Below are 12,882 nucleotides of genomic sequence, written 5' to 3' on the forward strand. Positions count from 1 at the left end.
CGCCGAGCCCCTGACACCTTGACATCTTAATGATAATAATTATCATTCATTAAAGATTTGCCCAGCCCGCCAACGACCCTCCCGGGTCAGGTAGCCAGCCAGGCCGCTTGTACCACAAGCAACCCGCGACCCCGCGCCCATCGCCTGGAGGGCTTTCATGCCGCAACACCGCTATACCGTTCCTGTCATTGCCGCCTCCTTGACGCTGGCATTGCCCGCACACGCCGACACCCGGCCTGATCACGAACAGGTGGCCTCACTCACCCTGCCCACCATCATGGTGGAGTCCACCCGGGTGCCGACGGCTCTGGATCAACTGGGGGCACCCGTCGCCGTGCGTGACAGGGCCACCCTGAACCGGGATCAGGCAACGGACTTGGCGGACGTGCTGAATCGCATGCCGGGCGTGGACACCAGCGGCGGCCCCCGTACCACCGCTCTGCAACCCGTGATCCGCGGTCTCGGTGGCGAGCGGGTGGTCATCCGGGTGGATGGCGCACGTCAGAATTTTGCTTCCAGTCACAAGGGCCGGGCGTTCCTGGATCCGTTTCTGCTGGAGCAGGCCGAGGTGCTGCGCGGACCAGCCTCCAGCCTGTACGGCTCGGGCGCCCTGGGCGGCGTGGTGAACTTCCGCACCCGCGACCCGGAGAATTTCCTGGGAGACGATGCCTTCGGCGGCCGCATCACTGCGGGTTACCAGGATCAGGGCAGCCAGCAACTGCTGTCGGCCATCGTGGCCGAACAGGGTGAGCGGGGCTCCTGGCTCGGCAGCATACTCCAGCGGGATCAATCCGACCTGGAGGACGGCGATGGCGACACCATCCGTTTCACCGGCGATGACATCACTTCCGGGCTCATCAAGGGCACGCTGCGTCCCGCACCGTACCATCGGCTCACCCTGAGCCTGCAGGGATTCCGTGATGACCATGAGATCCCTTCCAATGCCACGGCCTCGGGTACCGGCGGTGGCTCGGCCGGCATCATCGTGGATCGCCGTACCGACAGCCGCACCCAGACCCTGCGCTACCAGTTCACCCCGGACAACGACTGGGTGAACCTGGACGCCACCGTTTACGGCAACCAGGTGGAACTGGAGGAAACACGGGTCGACACCGAGCGGTACGACGAGACCCGGCTGCGCACCGTGGGCCTGGACATGACCAATACCACCTGGCTGCGCACCGGCGCGGTGGATCACGAGTTGCTCGTCGGACTGGAACACTACCGGGACCGTCAGCGGGGACGGCGTGATGGAGACCGGCGGCCCCAGTATCCCGACGCCCGCCAGGACACCACCGGTGTGTTCATCACAGACCGCATCCTGATCGGTGAGCGTTGGGAGGTCTCTCCGGGCCTGCGCTACGATCGCTTCCACAAGGATGCCGACGATCAGCCCTCCATCACCGAATCGGAATGGTCAGGGCAGTTGACGGCCACCTTCATGGTGGCCCTGGGCTGGGATCTGTTCGGTGGCTATTCGGAGGCCTTCCGCGCGCCATCCCTGACCAACCTCTATGTGGGCGGGGTGCATTTTGGCAACAACTTCTTTGAGCCCAACCCCGACCTCAAGCCCGAGAAGGCTCGCAACAAGGAACTGGGACTGAGCTACCACGGGCAGGGGATCTGGCAGGCACAGGATCAGGTGCGAGCCCGGCTATCCATCTACCAGAACGATGTGGAGGACTTCATTGACCAGCGGGTGGAAATGGAAATGCCCGCGTTCGGTCCTCCCATTCCCGGCGGGCGCACCTACTTCGAAAACGTTCAGGACGCCCGTTTGCGCGGCCAGGAACTGGAATTCCAGTATCTGCACCCTGACTACTTCGTGGCCATGAACGCCAGTCGGATACGCGGAGATAACCGCACCGACGGGGAACCGCTCTCCGGCATCCCCGCGGACAGTCTAAGCCTGGAAGGTGGCATCCATATCATGGATGGACAGCTCACCCTGGGTGGACGTCTGACCCGCTCTTGGTCCCAAGATCGCGTCCCCGATGGCACCGAGTCCACTGACGGTTACACCCTCACGGATCTCTTCCTGACCCTGCAGCCAGAAGCTGCAGGCGAGCGCCTGCGACTGGATTTCGGCGTCGACAATGTCACCGACAAGACCTATCGCCCTCACCTCGCGGCCATCAATGACCCCGGCCGCAACGTGAAAGTCCAAGCCAGTTACCGATTCTGAACGAGTCACGTACCTTAACGGGAGACAACGCACATGGCAGTCATCACTCTTATTCATTGCCCAACTGCCCTGAATCACGCAACTGCCCGGCACCTCGCTGGCCAGGAGCCTTGCCGTGCATCGTCGTGACCTATTGCGCTGGCTCGGAGGTGGTGCTCTGGGGATCGCATTTAGACCGCTGACGGCCGGAACAGCCTACGCAAAACACGATATATGCGCGGAACACGATATGCGTGTAGATGGAGGTCTAGTGTCCATCGGCGGAGGACTGACCGAAACTATCTTCGCCCTAGGGGCCGGCGACCAGATTCTAGGCGCGGATACCACCAGCACCTACCCGGAGCCCGCCAATGCATTGCCCAGGGTGGGCTACCAGCACACGCTCACCCCAGAGAGCATCCTCTCCTTGCGGCCTGATGTCCTGATCCATGACGGCAGCGCCGGCCCGAGCACCACTCTGAAGCGTGTGGCCGGGGCGGGTGTCAAGCTGCTCACCGTGTCCGGGGAAACCAGCCTCAATGGCTTCAAGACTCGGGTGGTCACCCTGGGGTGCTGGCTGCGTGCCGAGGCCCGCGCCATGGAAATCATCCGCTCCGTGGAGGCGGATCTGGACGAGGCCCGGAAGATCCAGGCCGATCTGGGACGTCCGCCCCGGCTGGTCCTGCTCATGGCCCATGGCCAGGGCAATGCCGTGGCCGCCGGTCGCGACACCAAGGCGGATGCCCTGGCGCGCCTGTGTGGGGGCGAGAACGTATTCCAGGATTATTCCGGTTATCGGCCCGTGTCCCGGGAAGGTGTCATGGCCCGGCGACCGGATGCCCTGATCATCTCCGGAGAGGCGGCGGCAGACTTTGGCGGTTCGCTGTCCCGGGTGCCCCAGTATGTGGGCGACACCCTGTTCCTGCTGGGCTTTGGTCCCCGACTGGGGGAGGCCGTGCTGGATGTCAGTCGCTTCCTGAACCGGGACCTGGCCGGCCACCCCGTGGGCATCGGGCACGCATGAGTGCCGTGGCTCCCCAATGGGTGCGGCCCGGCCCGACCGTGAAGCCGGAAGGCTCCCGGTCCGCCCGTGCGCGCCTGGTGACACTGGCGCTGATCCCGGCGGTAATCCTCGCCGCCATGCTCGGACTCACCACCGGTGCCGTGGCCATGACGCCCTGGGATGTACTGCGCATCCTCACCGGGCAACTGGACGATCCCTTCCTCCACGAGGTGATCTTCAATCTCCGGCTGCCACGGGTGTTGGTGGCCATCACCGTGGGCGCTGCGCTCGCCATGAGCGGCGTGGCCCTGCAGGGGCTGTTCCGTAACCCCCTGGCCGACCCCGGCCTGATCGGCGTGTCGGCCGGTGCGGCCCTGGGGGCCGTGGCGGTGATCGTGCTGGGCACCACGGTGCTGGCCCCCCTGGTTTTGCCCCTGGGGGTGCTGGCGCTGCCCCTGGCGGCCTTTGCCGGTGGCCTGGCCACCACCTGGCTGGTCTATCGCCTGGGGAGTCGAGGTGGGCATACCTCGGTGGCCACCCTGCTGCTTGGCGGCATTGCCATCAATGCCATTGCCGGCGCCGCCACCGGGATGCTGGTCTACATGGCCGATGATCAGCAACTGCGCACCCTGACCTTCTGGAACATGGGCTCCCTCGCCCATGCCGGGTGGACCTTGTGGGCGGTCAGTGCTGGCTTCGTGGTGCTGGCCCTGGCCGCCCTGCCCTTCATTGCCCGCGCCCTCAATGGCCTCATGCTCGGCGAATCCGTGGCCACCCATCTGGGTTTCCCGGTGCATCGCATCAAGACCCTGGTGGTGATCACCGCCGCCCTGGCAGTGGGCGCTTCAGTGGCCATCGCCGGCATCATCGGTTTCGTGGGACTGGTGGTTCCCCATCTGCTGCGCCTGACCATTGGCCCGGACCACCGCTATCTGCTACCCGCCTCGGCCCTGGGCGGCGCCCTGTTGCTGCTGCTGGCCGATGCCCTGGCCCGGGTGATCGTTTCTCCGGCGGAATTGCCCATCGGGCTTTTGACCGCGCTGCTGGGCGGACCCTTCTTTTTGTGGTTGTTGATGCGTCAGCAAGGGAGGCTGGGATGATCGCCTCGATCCTTCATGGGCGATGGCCCCTGCCTGCATCCTGGCGCCTGACGGCTGGCCAGGTCCCGACCACGCCGTCTTCAGAGTCATTCTGTACCGGCATCCAGGTCCGGGATCTGTGGGTGGAACGCCAGGGCCGCACCCTGGTGGACAGGGCCAACCTGGATCTGGAACCGGGCACCGTCCATGCCCTGGTGGGCCCCAATGGTGCCGGCAAGAGCACCCTGCTGTCGGTGCTGGCGGGCGAAACCAGGCAGAACCACGGCCAGGTGACCTGGTCGGGACGGCCCCTGGATGACTGGTGCCCCAACGCCCTGGCCCGCTGTCGCGCCGTGCTGCCCCAGGAGGCGGTGGTCACCTTCCCGCTGACCGCCTGGGAGGTGGCGAAAATGGGCCGCCTGCCCCACCGCACCCCGGAACAGGATACCCCCATTGTGCACGAATGCCTGAAACGGGCCGGAGTGCTGCATCTCTCCGGCCGGGATTATCGCAGCCTGTCCGGCGGCGAACGCCAGCGGGTGCAAATGGCCCGGGTCATGGCCCAGGTGTATGAAACCGGGCCACAGCGCCCGGGGGTGCTGCTGCTGGACGAACCCACCTCGGCGCTGGACGTCCGTCATCAGCTGCGACTCATGGAGTTGCTGCGAACCGACGCCGCCAGGGGGCGCGCCATTCTGGTGGTGCTGCACGACCTGAATCTGGCCGCCGCCTTTGCCGATCGCATCACGATCCTCGAGGGCGGTCGCGTCGCGGACAGTGGTGCCCCGCGGGATGTCCTTGTGCCCGCCACCATCCGCCGGGTCTGGGGTGTCGACTGCGTGGTGGAAACGGACACACACACCCAGTGCCCCTGGGTGCGGTTGCGGTATGGCGCCTCCAACCCCCATTGCGAGCTGGAGTCCTTGCCATGATGACCCACCCAACGCGATCTCCCCAAGCCACACCCCACGACCACCGAAACACCGGACATCCCTCGGTCCATTACGAGAAACGACTCAGGAGTCACCACGACGCCCTGGCCCCTTTGCACGGACTCTCGGCCGGCGCTGTCACGTTGGGTGAACATCTGGAGGGTTGCGAGCACAATGGGGCGCCGCGGGCCATTTACGTGCACATCCCCTTCTGCCGCAAGATCTGCCATTTCTGCAACATGCGGCGCATGAAGGGCGCCCCGGACGAGGCCTATACCGATCTCCTCCTGCGCGACATGGAAGCCCTGGCCCGCTACCCCTATGTGGCCGGGGGACGCTACGGCGCCATCTATTTTGGTGGTGGCACGCCCAGTACGCTCAGTGCCTCGGCCCTTGAGCGCATCCTCGCAGGCCTGAAGCATCACTTTCATCTCACCCATGATGTGGAAATCACCCTGGAGAGCAGCGTCACGGAACTCACCGAGGAAAAACTACTGGCCTGCATGAGATCCGGGGTGAATCGGGTGAGCCTGGGCGTGCAGACCTTCGATGAAACCGGGCGCAGCCTGCTGGGCCGCAGCGGCAACGGACAATGGATTGCCGAACGTATCCGCCGTTACCGGGCCCTGGGGCTGGACAACCTGGGCATGGACCTGATCTATCACTACCCGGGGCAGACACCCGACGATCTGGCGGCGGATCTTGACAGGATAGCCGAACTGGATCTGTCCGGTTTTTCCTATTATGCACTCATGGTGCGCGACAAAAGTCGGCTGGCCCACCAGCATCCCGGGTGGATATCACAATCGGCGGAAAGCCTGCATCGAGAATGGGGCCTGTTCCAGCAAATCATGGAACACGCCCAGGATCATGATTTTCAGCTGCTGGAACTGACCAAGCTGGCGCACCCTGGTCGGGACCGCTACCGCTATGTGAATCTGCGCTACCAGGGGGGCGACACGCTGCCCCTGGGGGCGGGTGCCGGTGGTCGGCTGGGCGGCATGATGCTGATGAATCCCCTGGCAACCGAGGCCTACGCACAGGCAGTGGATAACCCGGGCGACCGCCAGGGGCTGGCCACCCGTCATCCCTACTCGGACTTGTATCACTTTATCGGCGGCATCCAGTTCGGACAGGTGGACATTGGCCGCCTACCAGCACCCTGTCGTGAGCCGGTAGCCACGCTCTGCGACAAACGGGTCGCTCAGGGCCTGCTCTCGCCCCTGGCGTCCAATCGCCTGACCCTCACCTTCGAAGGAGTCTTCTGGGGCAATAATCTCGCGGCGGAGCTGGCTACCGCGGCCATGGAGGCCCGGCAGGCATTATGATCCTAATGCTCAACTACATTAGAGCCCAACGACCCACAGGGCGGCATCCTTGGCACATAAACCTTCTCGTCTCCTCAATCCACGGTTGGCTGTGGATTGACCACGACGCTCTGGGTCAATCCGCCACGCTCAAGTCCATGGAAGCGCATAAAAATTTCTCAAGCCTGACCTGATTGATTTTGACAAAAAGAATGATTATCAAAAACAATTGTGCCACCATGCTGAGGTTGACTGGCGACGGCGAGTACCGGCGGGCACTAAACGCTGTCAAAACGTTCGCGAGAGTACCCCATGAACGAGCACAAACCCAAGTATCCGGCCACGCCCAATATCGACCATGCACAGGAAGCGCCGGTCGATGTGGAGGTGCACCCCGGCCATGAGAATCTGCTGTCCAGTCGACGCCTGTTGCAAGGAAGACGTCAGTTGCACATCGAGCATATGGGGGAGATCTATACCCTGCGACTCACCAGCAAAGGAAAGCTGATCTTGACCAAGTAGTTCCAATGCACAGGGCTCAAATCATGCCCTGCCCCCCTCACCTCCGCAACGCTCGCGGCCATGGAAGACCATCTGCGGGATCATCCTGCAGTTCGGGAGATGCGAGGCAACCCCCGGGCGGGCAGCCTGGTGGTTCAATACGATGCCGGTCACACGGCCCAGGAGGACATGGAGAAGGCCGTCCTGGAGCGTGCCTGGCACTACGTGGAGGCCGCCGAACCATCCGGCGAAGCCACACGCGCGACTGGCGGCAAGGCCGCCCCTCAACGGCGTGGCAACTTGCCCCGGCGCCGGGGGCCACGACCGCTGAGGATGCGTATCAACCGGGTGGCCAAGGTGGCCATGCTGGTGAGCCTGGGTGTCTCCCTGGCGGTGGCGGAGTTAAGGCCCCGGGGGTGGAAACACTGGCACGCGATGACCGGATGGGCTTTCGTGGTGGCCTTGAGCGCCACGGGTCAATCTCTACTCAGGGCGAAAAGACGTGCCCCGACGAGCAACCCCGTGTTCACCAGCACCAGCATGGGGGCAAAGGGCTGATCCAGCGGCAGGCTTACGCTCCAGGCCATCAGGAAACCCGTGATGGCCATCCCCTGCGTCCACAGGACGAAGCCACGCAGATCCCGCACCAGATACGCCGCGCCCCAGGCCGGAAGCAACAAAGACGCCAGGGCCGCCGGCAGGCCCAGCACCATGCTGCCAAGCACGATGGTGGCCACCAGCCATGCGGTCTCCGTCCAGCGCAGCCAGGCCGAAGGCGGCGGCGCGGCCGAGACATCGGGCAGGAGTTGGGCGTTTCTCCAGACGCGGTACAGCCCCGGCCCCAGCAACAGACTGGCCACCCCCAGCGCCGCTGAGGCCTGCAGTTCCATCGCCCCTGCAAAATAGAGTTGGCCCTCGGCCCAGGCGGCGGCGGCCAGGCTGGCCTGAGCGAAGTTCGCCGCCAGCAGCGTGATCACGGCAAGTCCCGCAAGAAAAGCCGCCAGGGGCAGGCGCTCCTTGTCGCGACTGCGTTTCAACAGGGCCATCAAACCGGCGCCCAACCCCAGCGCGACCGGCAACACCGGCCAGTGCATGACCGAGGCGAGCACGCCACCGACAGCAGCCCACTGACCAAGCGCCAGTGCCTGCCAGACCGAACCCCGCAAAAAGAGTCCGACCCCGGCCATGGCCAGTGCGAAAGTGACCAACAAGCCAGCCACGAAGGGCGCCAACAGCAAATCACTGGGCATCGACATAGCCCAGAAGCGGGTGATCTTCAACGCCCACCATCTTCAGTAAGTCACCATCGTGGCTGGTCATCAGCAACGTGGATTCATCGGCAAGCCCGGCGATCAGTTCGATGGCGTCATTACGCACTTCGGCATCCAGATGATTGGCGGGCTCATCCAGCAGGACCAGCCGTTTCGACGCCGGGCAGTCCGCGTGGCTGGACAGCGCCGCAGCCAGGCGCAACAACTGCCATTGACCGCCGCTCAAACGATCGAGACGTCGCCCTATCAGGGCCTGTACGGATGCCTGCCGGGGAGGCTCCGTCCCCATGGCGCGAAACCAGTCCCGGCCCGACATCGGCCAGGGATAGGGCCGTGGATGATCCTGCGCCAGCAGACTCACCCGCGTGCCGGGGGCGAGTTGCAGGCGACCGGCATGCAGGCGGGCCTGACCTGTCAGGCCCTTGAGCAGGAGCGACTTCCCGGCACCGTTGGGTCCCGTCAGGGCCCAGCGCCCTCCCGACGGCACCGTCAGGGACAAAGGGCCCAGCACGGGCCGGTCGAACCCCAAGCGGGCGGCATGCACCGTGAGAATGGGCTGGGGGGACTCCAAAGGCATCAGGGCTCCGGTTTGAGCAGGGGCATGAAACAAACGGGTCCCGAAACCAGAGGCTCCAGGACCCGGCAGTGAAAGGAACTTCGGCTTGACTGCCGGATGGTTATAGCACCGTTTAGCGCTGGATCAGCGTTTCGGCCCAGGTCGTCATGAGTGCCAGATAGCCGTCAAGACCCCCATCGGCAGGGGGATCCAGCGGGACCGCATGGGATGGCCAGTCCAGATGACGCTCCAGGAAGCGGGCGCCGCGTTCAGGCTGGAAGATGGCATAAAGTACTGTGCCTTCGGTACCCTTGAGATCGGCCACCAGAGTCTGAAGATGCCGCGCGCTCGGCGGGATGCCCGGGGCCGGCTCCAGGTAACCCACCACCTCGACGGGCAACCATTCCTGCAGATAGTCGAGGTCTTCATGATAAAGCACGATGCGCTGCTGCGGTTCCACCTGCTCGGCCAGCAAGTGGGCATGTTCCCGCAGTCGCGAGGCAACCGTTTGCGCCCGCTCCCGGAAGACGTCCGCCTGATCGGGGCGCAACTGCCCCATGCGTTCAGCCAGTGCCAGGGCCACATCCGCCAGGCGCAATGGATCCCCCTGAAAGTGGGGGTTGCCCTCCGCGTGCATGTGGCCGAGGTTGGGCCCGTCCAGGGTGATCGAGCGGCGCAGTTCGATCATGTCCGCCGCGCGGAAGTGGCCGGGGCGACCTGAATTGATGTCCGGGTTGCCGGCACCACGCTGGGCCGCAGGCAACCATCCCTCTTCCAGCCCGGCCCCCATCTCCAGCAGCATGTCGGCACGTCGCAGCGCCGCCATGAAACTGGGCCGGGCATCCAGGTAATGGGCATCGCGATCCGGTGGTGCGAGTACGCGTACCTCCGTCTCATCACCGCCGATCTCTCGTGCCAATACACCAAGGCTGGAGGTGGTGGCCACGATATTCAGGCCAGCCGCCGCCTGCACAGGCCACAGCACCAGCATGGTGAGCAGGACCAGCGCAATCGCGGTCAGCAGGCGGTCGATCCGGCTGCGCGCCTTATGAAGTGACATGAAAACTCCCTCAGGGATGGTTGTATGGATCTCATGGGCGCGGCATTGGGCGGGCGTTCCGTCACGGCAGCCCTTGCCACTCTGATCAGAACCGGTGCGCGCCATGGGCTCCCAGGGCCACGTTCACCTGCACCATGAACTCCAGGCCACGGTCCCGATGGCCGTGCTCGTCGACAAAATCGTTCTGTGACAACTGGCCTCGCAGGAAGACAGGCTCAACCGGGCGGAAGGTGACCTGGGCACTGTGACGATAGGAGGTATCCAGTGAGTCCGTCCTCATGGGATGGAAGCCGACAACCTTGTTGGTCAGGCCCAATGCCTCGGTACGCAGACCCGCTTCCCAGCGGGGCGCGAAACCGTACACACCCTCCACATACAGACCATCCTGCCGTTCGGAATAGTCACCGCGACGTTCCCAGTGCGTGGGGTCGTCATGTCCACGCTCCACATACTCGTCGAGGTTCCGGCGGGTATAGAAGTACTCGCCGGTGAGCTTGAAGTCGCCATGACCATAGGATTGGCCGGAATCATGGCGATAGGCCGCATCCAGGCCGGCAAACCAGGCATCCCCCTCCAGGGCATGATCATGTTTATCATGACCCTCGATAAGACCCACCTGACTGATATAACCACCGGAGACACCATACTGAACCGCGTGATCAGGCCCCAGGTCCGGACCGATTTTCGCGAATACCGTGACGATGCGAGGACCGCTGTCGCGACTGACAGGGACGCCTTCATCAAATCCGGCAATGCCCTCCTCGTCATCCCCCTGCAGTAATTCAATACCCAAGCGCGTATAGGTCTGGAGGGGGGCGACCCAGGTGGCCTGTACACCCGTTTCCTGGAGGCCATGGTCGCCGAAGAGATACTCGTTCACCAAAGGGCGCTTCACGAACGACCAGTCATGTGGGTGCCGGCTGTTGATGTAGCCGATGTCCGAGAGGAATTTCCCTGCCTTGATCTGAAACCCGGCCGGAAGTGACCGGGTGGCCAGATAAACCTCTTCCACTTCCACATCGCTATCGTCAAAGCCAAGGATGAGGGTGCCGTCCAGCAAATCTCCCAGACTGGCATCGAACACCAGTTCGGAATGCCCCAGATTGAAGCCATCGTCGAAACCGTGGTCGTGTCCATGATCATCATGCTCATGGCCGTGGTCATGGTCGTGTCCATGGCCAAAGCCTGCAGGCGTCTCATTGCCCTGCGACAACTCATTGAAATAGACACCCTCCAGGGTGACCGAGGCGTCAAGGCCCCAGTCGCCATCCGCCACCCCCGCCAGTGACTGCGCGCTGGTCATGCCGGGGACGGCGAAAGTGACTGCGGCCAGGCCAGCCAACGTTGGGCGGTGGAAGCGGGTGGGTTTCATGGCGTAGATCCTCATCAAAGGCAGTAGGTTGTCGCCACAAGCCCGAGCGCAGGTGCTCGCAACGATATATAGTTACGTTTTGAGACGTTATAAAATTACATAAGCAATTGCAAGGCAACCGAAACCCTCACCGCTGAAGGCACCTTGCGACGGGGGCTTTTCCCTCGGCCTAAAGCCCCCTGGGCGGCAGGGGTGGATACGGGGTCTGCAGGCTTGCGGGCAGGCGTGAGGTCCCCATCAGCCACAGGTCGATCTGGCGCGCCGCGTCGCGCCCCTCCCCGATGGCCCAGACCACCAGGGACTGGCCCCGGCTGGCATCGCCGGCCACGAAGACACCGGGGACCGGGGTCATCTTGCGTTCGTCCGTCTGCAGGGTGTGGCGCCGGGTCAATGTCAATCGCTCATCGTTCACTGGTGCGGCCTGTGGCCCCTCGAAGCCGATGGCGATCAGCACCCGCTCGGTGGGCATGACAATACCGGCCTCGAGCACGATCTTGTCGGTACGGCGCCCCTGATCATCTCGTTCCCACTCCACACGTTCCAGTTCCAGGGCGTCCACCCTGCCGTCCTGATCCTGGTCGAGAAAGGCGGACACGTTGAGGCTGAAGGCCTCCTCTCCCCCCTCCTGCAAGGCGTAGGTCTGCTGATGAACCTGGGGTGACTGGGGCCAGGGATTATCCGGCCGACGCGTCTCCGGCAAAGGGGGTGTTGATCTCCCCGTTGTGCACCAGATAGCGATAGGGATGGGCCAGATCCCAGGCCCCCAGGGTATTGGTGGAAAAGCGGGCATGCACCAGCGCCAGCGAAGAGTCGCGTATCGGAAAGATCAGGGAAATAACATCGGAACTGACCGCAGGTGAGCAAGCCCTTGTACACCACTGTGGTGCGCGACAGGGAGCAGATGTAGAACGTCTGCTGCCCGGCACCCACCAGGTTGCGGTATAGCACCTCATTCTCGATGGCACGCCGCAGGACATAGAGCCGCACATCCAGGGCCTTGGGTTCCAACGCCTGTTTCGGCCGGACGAAAAACTGCCAGGTCTGCGGCTCGCTGTTCAGCGCGGTCTGGCCCAGCCCCTCGTTCTGCGTGGGCACCTGCCGCCAGCCGATGAGATCGAAGCCCTCAGCCTGGCAGCGCCGGGCAATCAGCGTCCGGATGGCCGCCCGGTGATCCTCGTCCCGGGGCATGAAGACCTGGGCCACCCCATAATCATCAGGATCACCCAGCCCCGGCACCAGAGTGGAGAGGAAGGCATGGGGCTTTTGCAGCAGCATGCCGGCACCATCACCGGTGTTCTCCTCCGCGCCCCGGGCGCCCCGGTGATCCAGGTTTTCCAGGCATTCGAAGCCATCCTCGATCAGCCCATGGCTGGCGTGCCCATCCAGGTGGGCCAGCACGCCCACGCCACAGGCAGCATGCTGGTGGACTCGCAGCCCCTCCTGGGTGCTGTCATCCACCCGGGCGATCGGGCCATGATGCGGATTTGGAAAGACGGCCATGGGGAGACTCCTGACCTGGGTGGGCGCGGCACGTTCGGCACTGCCGGACCATTCTGCGCCCAGGCCAACGGCAGGATCAACGCGCCCGTTTTCTCGTGCCCTCCCTCGACTTGATGGCACCCCAGCGGACATCATGA

General features: G+C 64.0%; 13 protein-coding genes and 1 pseudogene. 8 read left to right on the top strand and 6 right to left on the bottom strand.

Annotated elements, in window-relative coordinates; genetic code table 11:
* Positions 1 to 157 precede the first annotated feature (157 nt).
* The 7 genes from LPW29_RS02225 to LPW29_RS02255 all read left to right on the top strand — a co-directional run bounded on the left by LPW29_RS02225 (position 158) and on the right by LPW29_RS02255 (position 7,544).
* On the top strand, positions 158 to 2,185 hold the full coding sequence (locus tag LPW29_RS02225; RefSeq protein ID WP_238626621.1) for a TonB-dependent hemoglobin/transferrin/lactoferrin family receptor: 2,028 nt from the start codon (positions 158 to 160) through the stop codon (positions 2,183 to 2,185).
* 229 nt (positions 2,186 to 2,414) lie between these two features.
* Positions 2,415 to 3,188 (top strand): heme/hemin ABC transporter substrate-binding protein, encoded by a 774-nt coding sequence (locus LPW29_RS02230; RefSeq protein WP_238626622.1) that lies wholly within the window; start codon positions 2,415 to 2,417, stop codon positions 3,186 to 3,188.
* The gene (locus LPW29_RS02235; RefSeq protein ID WP_238626623.1) at positions 3,185 to 4,267 is read left to right on the top strand and encodes a FecCD family ABC transporter permease; all 1,083 of its coding nucleotides are present in this window, start codon (positions 3,185 to 3,187) and stop codon (positions 4,265 to 4,267) included. Before LPW29_RS02230 ends, LPW29_RS02235 begins: the two co-directional genes overlap by 4 nt.
* Entirely contained in the window at positions 4,264 to 5,178 is a 915-nt protein-coding gene (locus LPW29_RS02240; protein ID WP_238626624.1) for a heme ABC transporter ATP-binding protein, read from the top strand. Before LPW29_RS02235 ends, LPW29_RS02240 begins: the two co-directional genes overlap by 4 nt.
* Entirely contained in the window at positions 5,175 to 6,506 is a 1,332-nt protein-coding gene (locus LPW29_RS02245) for a coproporphyrinogen-III oxidase family protein (RefSeq protein WP_238626625.1), read from the top strand. Before LPW29_RS02240 ends, LPW29_RS02245 begins: the two co-directional genes overlap by 4 nt.
* Positions 6,507 to 6,797: 291 nt before the next feature.
* Positions 6,798 to 7,007 carry a hemin uptake protein HemP gene (gene hemP / locus LPW29_RS02250; protein WP_238626626.1) on the top strand — a complete coding sequence of 70 codons (210 nt, stop codon included), beginning with the start codon at positions 6,798 to 6,800 and terminating at the stop codon, positions 7,005 to 7,007.
* A 60-nt stretch (positions 7,008 to 7,067) separates the two neighbouring features.
* The gene (locus LPW29_RS02255; protein WP_238626627.1) at positions 7,068 to 7,544 is read left to right on the top strand and encodes a hypothetical protein; all 477 of its coding nucleotides are present in this window, start codon (positions 7,068 to 7,070) and stop codon (positions 7,542 to 7,544) included.
* Here LPW29_RS02255 and LPW29_RS02260 read toward each other — a convergent pair.
* From LPW29_RS02260 to LPW29_RS15725, 6 genes and pseudogenes are all read right to left on the bottom strand, one after another.
* The gene (locus tag LPW29_RS02260) at positions 7,463 to 8,236 is read right to left on the bottom strand and encodes an ABC transporter (RefSeq protein ID WP_238626628.1); all 774 of its coding nucleotides are present in this window, start codon (positions 8,234 to 8,236) and stop codon (positions 7,463 to 7,465) included. The two genes, LPW29_RS02255 and LPW29_RS02260, sit on opposite strands and share 82 nt — an antisense overlap.
* Entirely contained in the window at positions 8,226 to 8,834 is a 609-nt protein-coding gene (locus LPW29_RS02265; RefSeq protein WP_238626629.1) for an ATP-binding cassette domain-containing protein, read from the bottom strand. Before LPW29_RS02265 ends, LPW29_RS02260 begins: the two co-directional genes overlap by 11 nt.
* A 112-nt stretch (positions 8,835 to 8,946) precedes the next feature.
* On the bottom strand, positions 8,947 to 9,873 hold the full coding sequence (locus tag LPW29_RS02270) for a metal ABC transporter substrate-binding protein (RefSeq protein WP_238626630.1): 927 nt from the start codon (positions 9,871 to 9,873) through the stop codon (positions 8,947 to 8,949).
* 85 nt (positions 9,874 to 9,958) lie between these two features.
* Complete coding sequence (locus tag LPW29_RS02275; protein ID WP_238626631.1) at positions 9,959 to 11,245, bottom strand: zinc-regulated TonB-dependent outer membrane receptor; 1,287 nt, start codon at positions 11,243 to 11,245, stop codon at positions 9,959 to 9,961.
* A 169-nt stretch (positions 11,246 to 11,414) separates the two neighbouring features.
* Entirely contained in the window at positions 11,415 to 11,945 is a 531-nt protein-coding gene (locus LPW29_RS02280) for an FAD-dependent oxidoreductase (protein WP_238626632.1), read from the bottom strand.
* A pseudogene (locus LPW29_RS15725) lies at positions 11,920 to 12,607 on the bottom strand (hypothetical protein). Before LPW29_RS15725 ends, LPW29_RS02280 begins: the two are co-directional and overlap by 26 nt.
* Between LPW29_RS15725 and LPW29_RS02290 the strand changes: the two are divergent.
* The gene (locus tag LPW29_RS02290) at positions 12,500 to 12,859 is read left to right on the top strand and encodes a hypothetical protein (RefSeq protein ID WP_238626634.1); all 360 of its coding nucleotides are present in this window, start codon (positions 12,500 to 12,502) and stop codon (positions 12,857 to 12,859) included. The pseudogene LPW29_RS15725 and the gene LPW29_RS02290 sit on opposite strands and share 108 nt — an antisense overlap.
* The last annotated feature ends 23 nt before the right edge of the window (positions 12,860 to 12,882 follow it).

The sequence above is a fragment of the Ectothiorhodospira sp. 9100 genome (genome assembly GCF_022227565.1).
Lineage (GTDB): Bacteria > Pseudomonadota > Gammaproteobacteria > Ectothiorhodospirales > Ectothiorhodospiraceae > Ectothiorhodospira > Ectothiorhodospira marina.

Excerpts from the sequence above, each read along its gene's own strand:
- LPW29_RS02225 (WP_238626621.1), top strand. The coding sequence starts at position 158 with ATGCCGCAACACCGCTATACCGTTCCTGTCATTGCCGCCTCCTTGACG.
- LPW29_RS02230 (WP_238626622.1), top strand. The coding sequence starts at position 2,415 with ATGCGTGTAGATGGAGGTCTAGTGTCCATCGGCGGAGGACTGACCGAA.
- LPW29_RS02235 (WP_238626623.1), top strand. The coding sequence starts at position 3,185 with ATGAGTGCCGTGGCTCCCCAATGGGTGCGGCCCGGCCCGACCGTGAAG.
- LPW29_RS02240 (WP_238626624.1), top strand. The coding sequence starts at position 4,264 with ATGATCGCCTCGATCCTTCATGGGCGATGGCCCCTGCCTGCATCCTGG.
- LPW29_RS02245 (WP_238626625.1), top strand. The coding sequence starts at position 5,175 with ATGATGACCCACCCAACGCGATCTCCCCAAGCCACACCCCACGACCAC.
- hemP (WP_238626626.1), top strand. The coding sequence starts at position 6,798 with ATGAACGAGCACAAACCCAAGTATCCGGCCACGCCCAATATCGACCAT.
- LPW29_RS02255 (WP_238626627.1), top strand. The coding sequence starts at position 7,068 with ATGGAAGACCATCTGCGGGATCATCCTGCAGTTCGGGAGATGCGAGGC.
- LPW29_RS02260 (WP_238626628.1), bottom strand. The coding sequence starts at position 8,236 with ATGCCCAGTGATTTGCTGTTGGCGCCCTTCGTGGCTGGCTTGTTGGTC.
- LPW29_RS02265 (WP_238626629.1), bottom strand. The coding sequence starts at position 8,834 with ATGCCTTTGGAGTCCCCCCAGCCCATTCTCACGGTGCATGCCGCCCGC.
- LPW29_RS02270 (WP_238626630.1), bottom strand. The coding sequence starts at position 9,873 with ATGTCACTTCATAAGGCGCGCAGCCGGATCGACCGCCTGCTGACCGCG.
- LPW29_RS02275 (WP_238626631.1), bottom strand. The coding sequence starts at position 11,245 with ATGAAACCCACCCGCTTCCACCGCCCAACGTTGGCTGGCCTGGCCGCA.
- LPW29_RS02290 (WP_238626634.1), top strand. The coding sequence starts at position 12,500 with ATGGGGCTTTTGCAGCAGCATGCCGGCACCATCACCGGTGTTCTCCTC.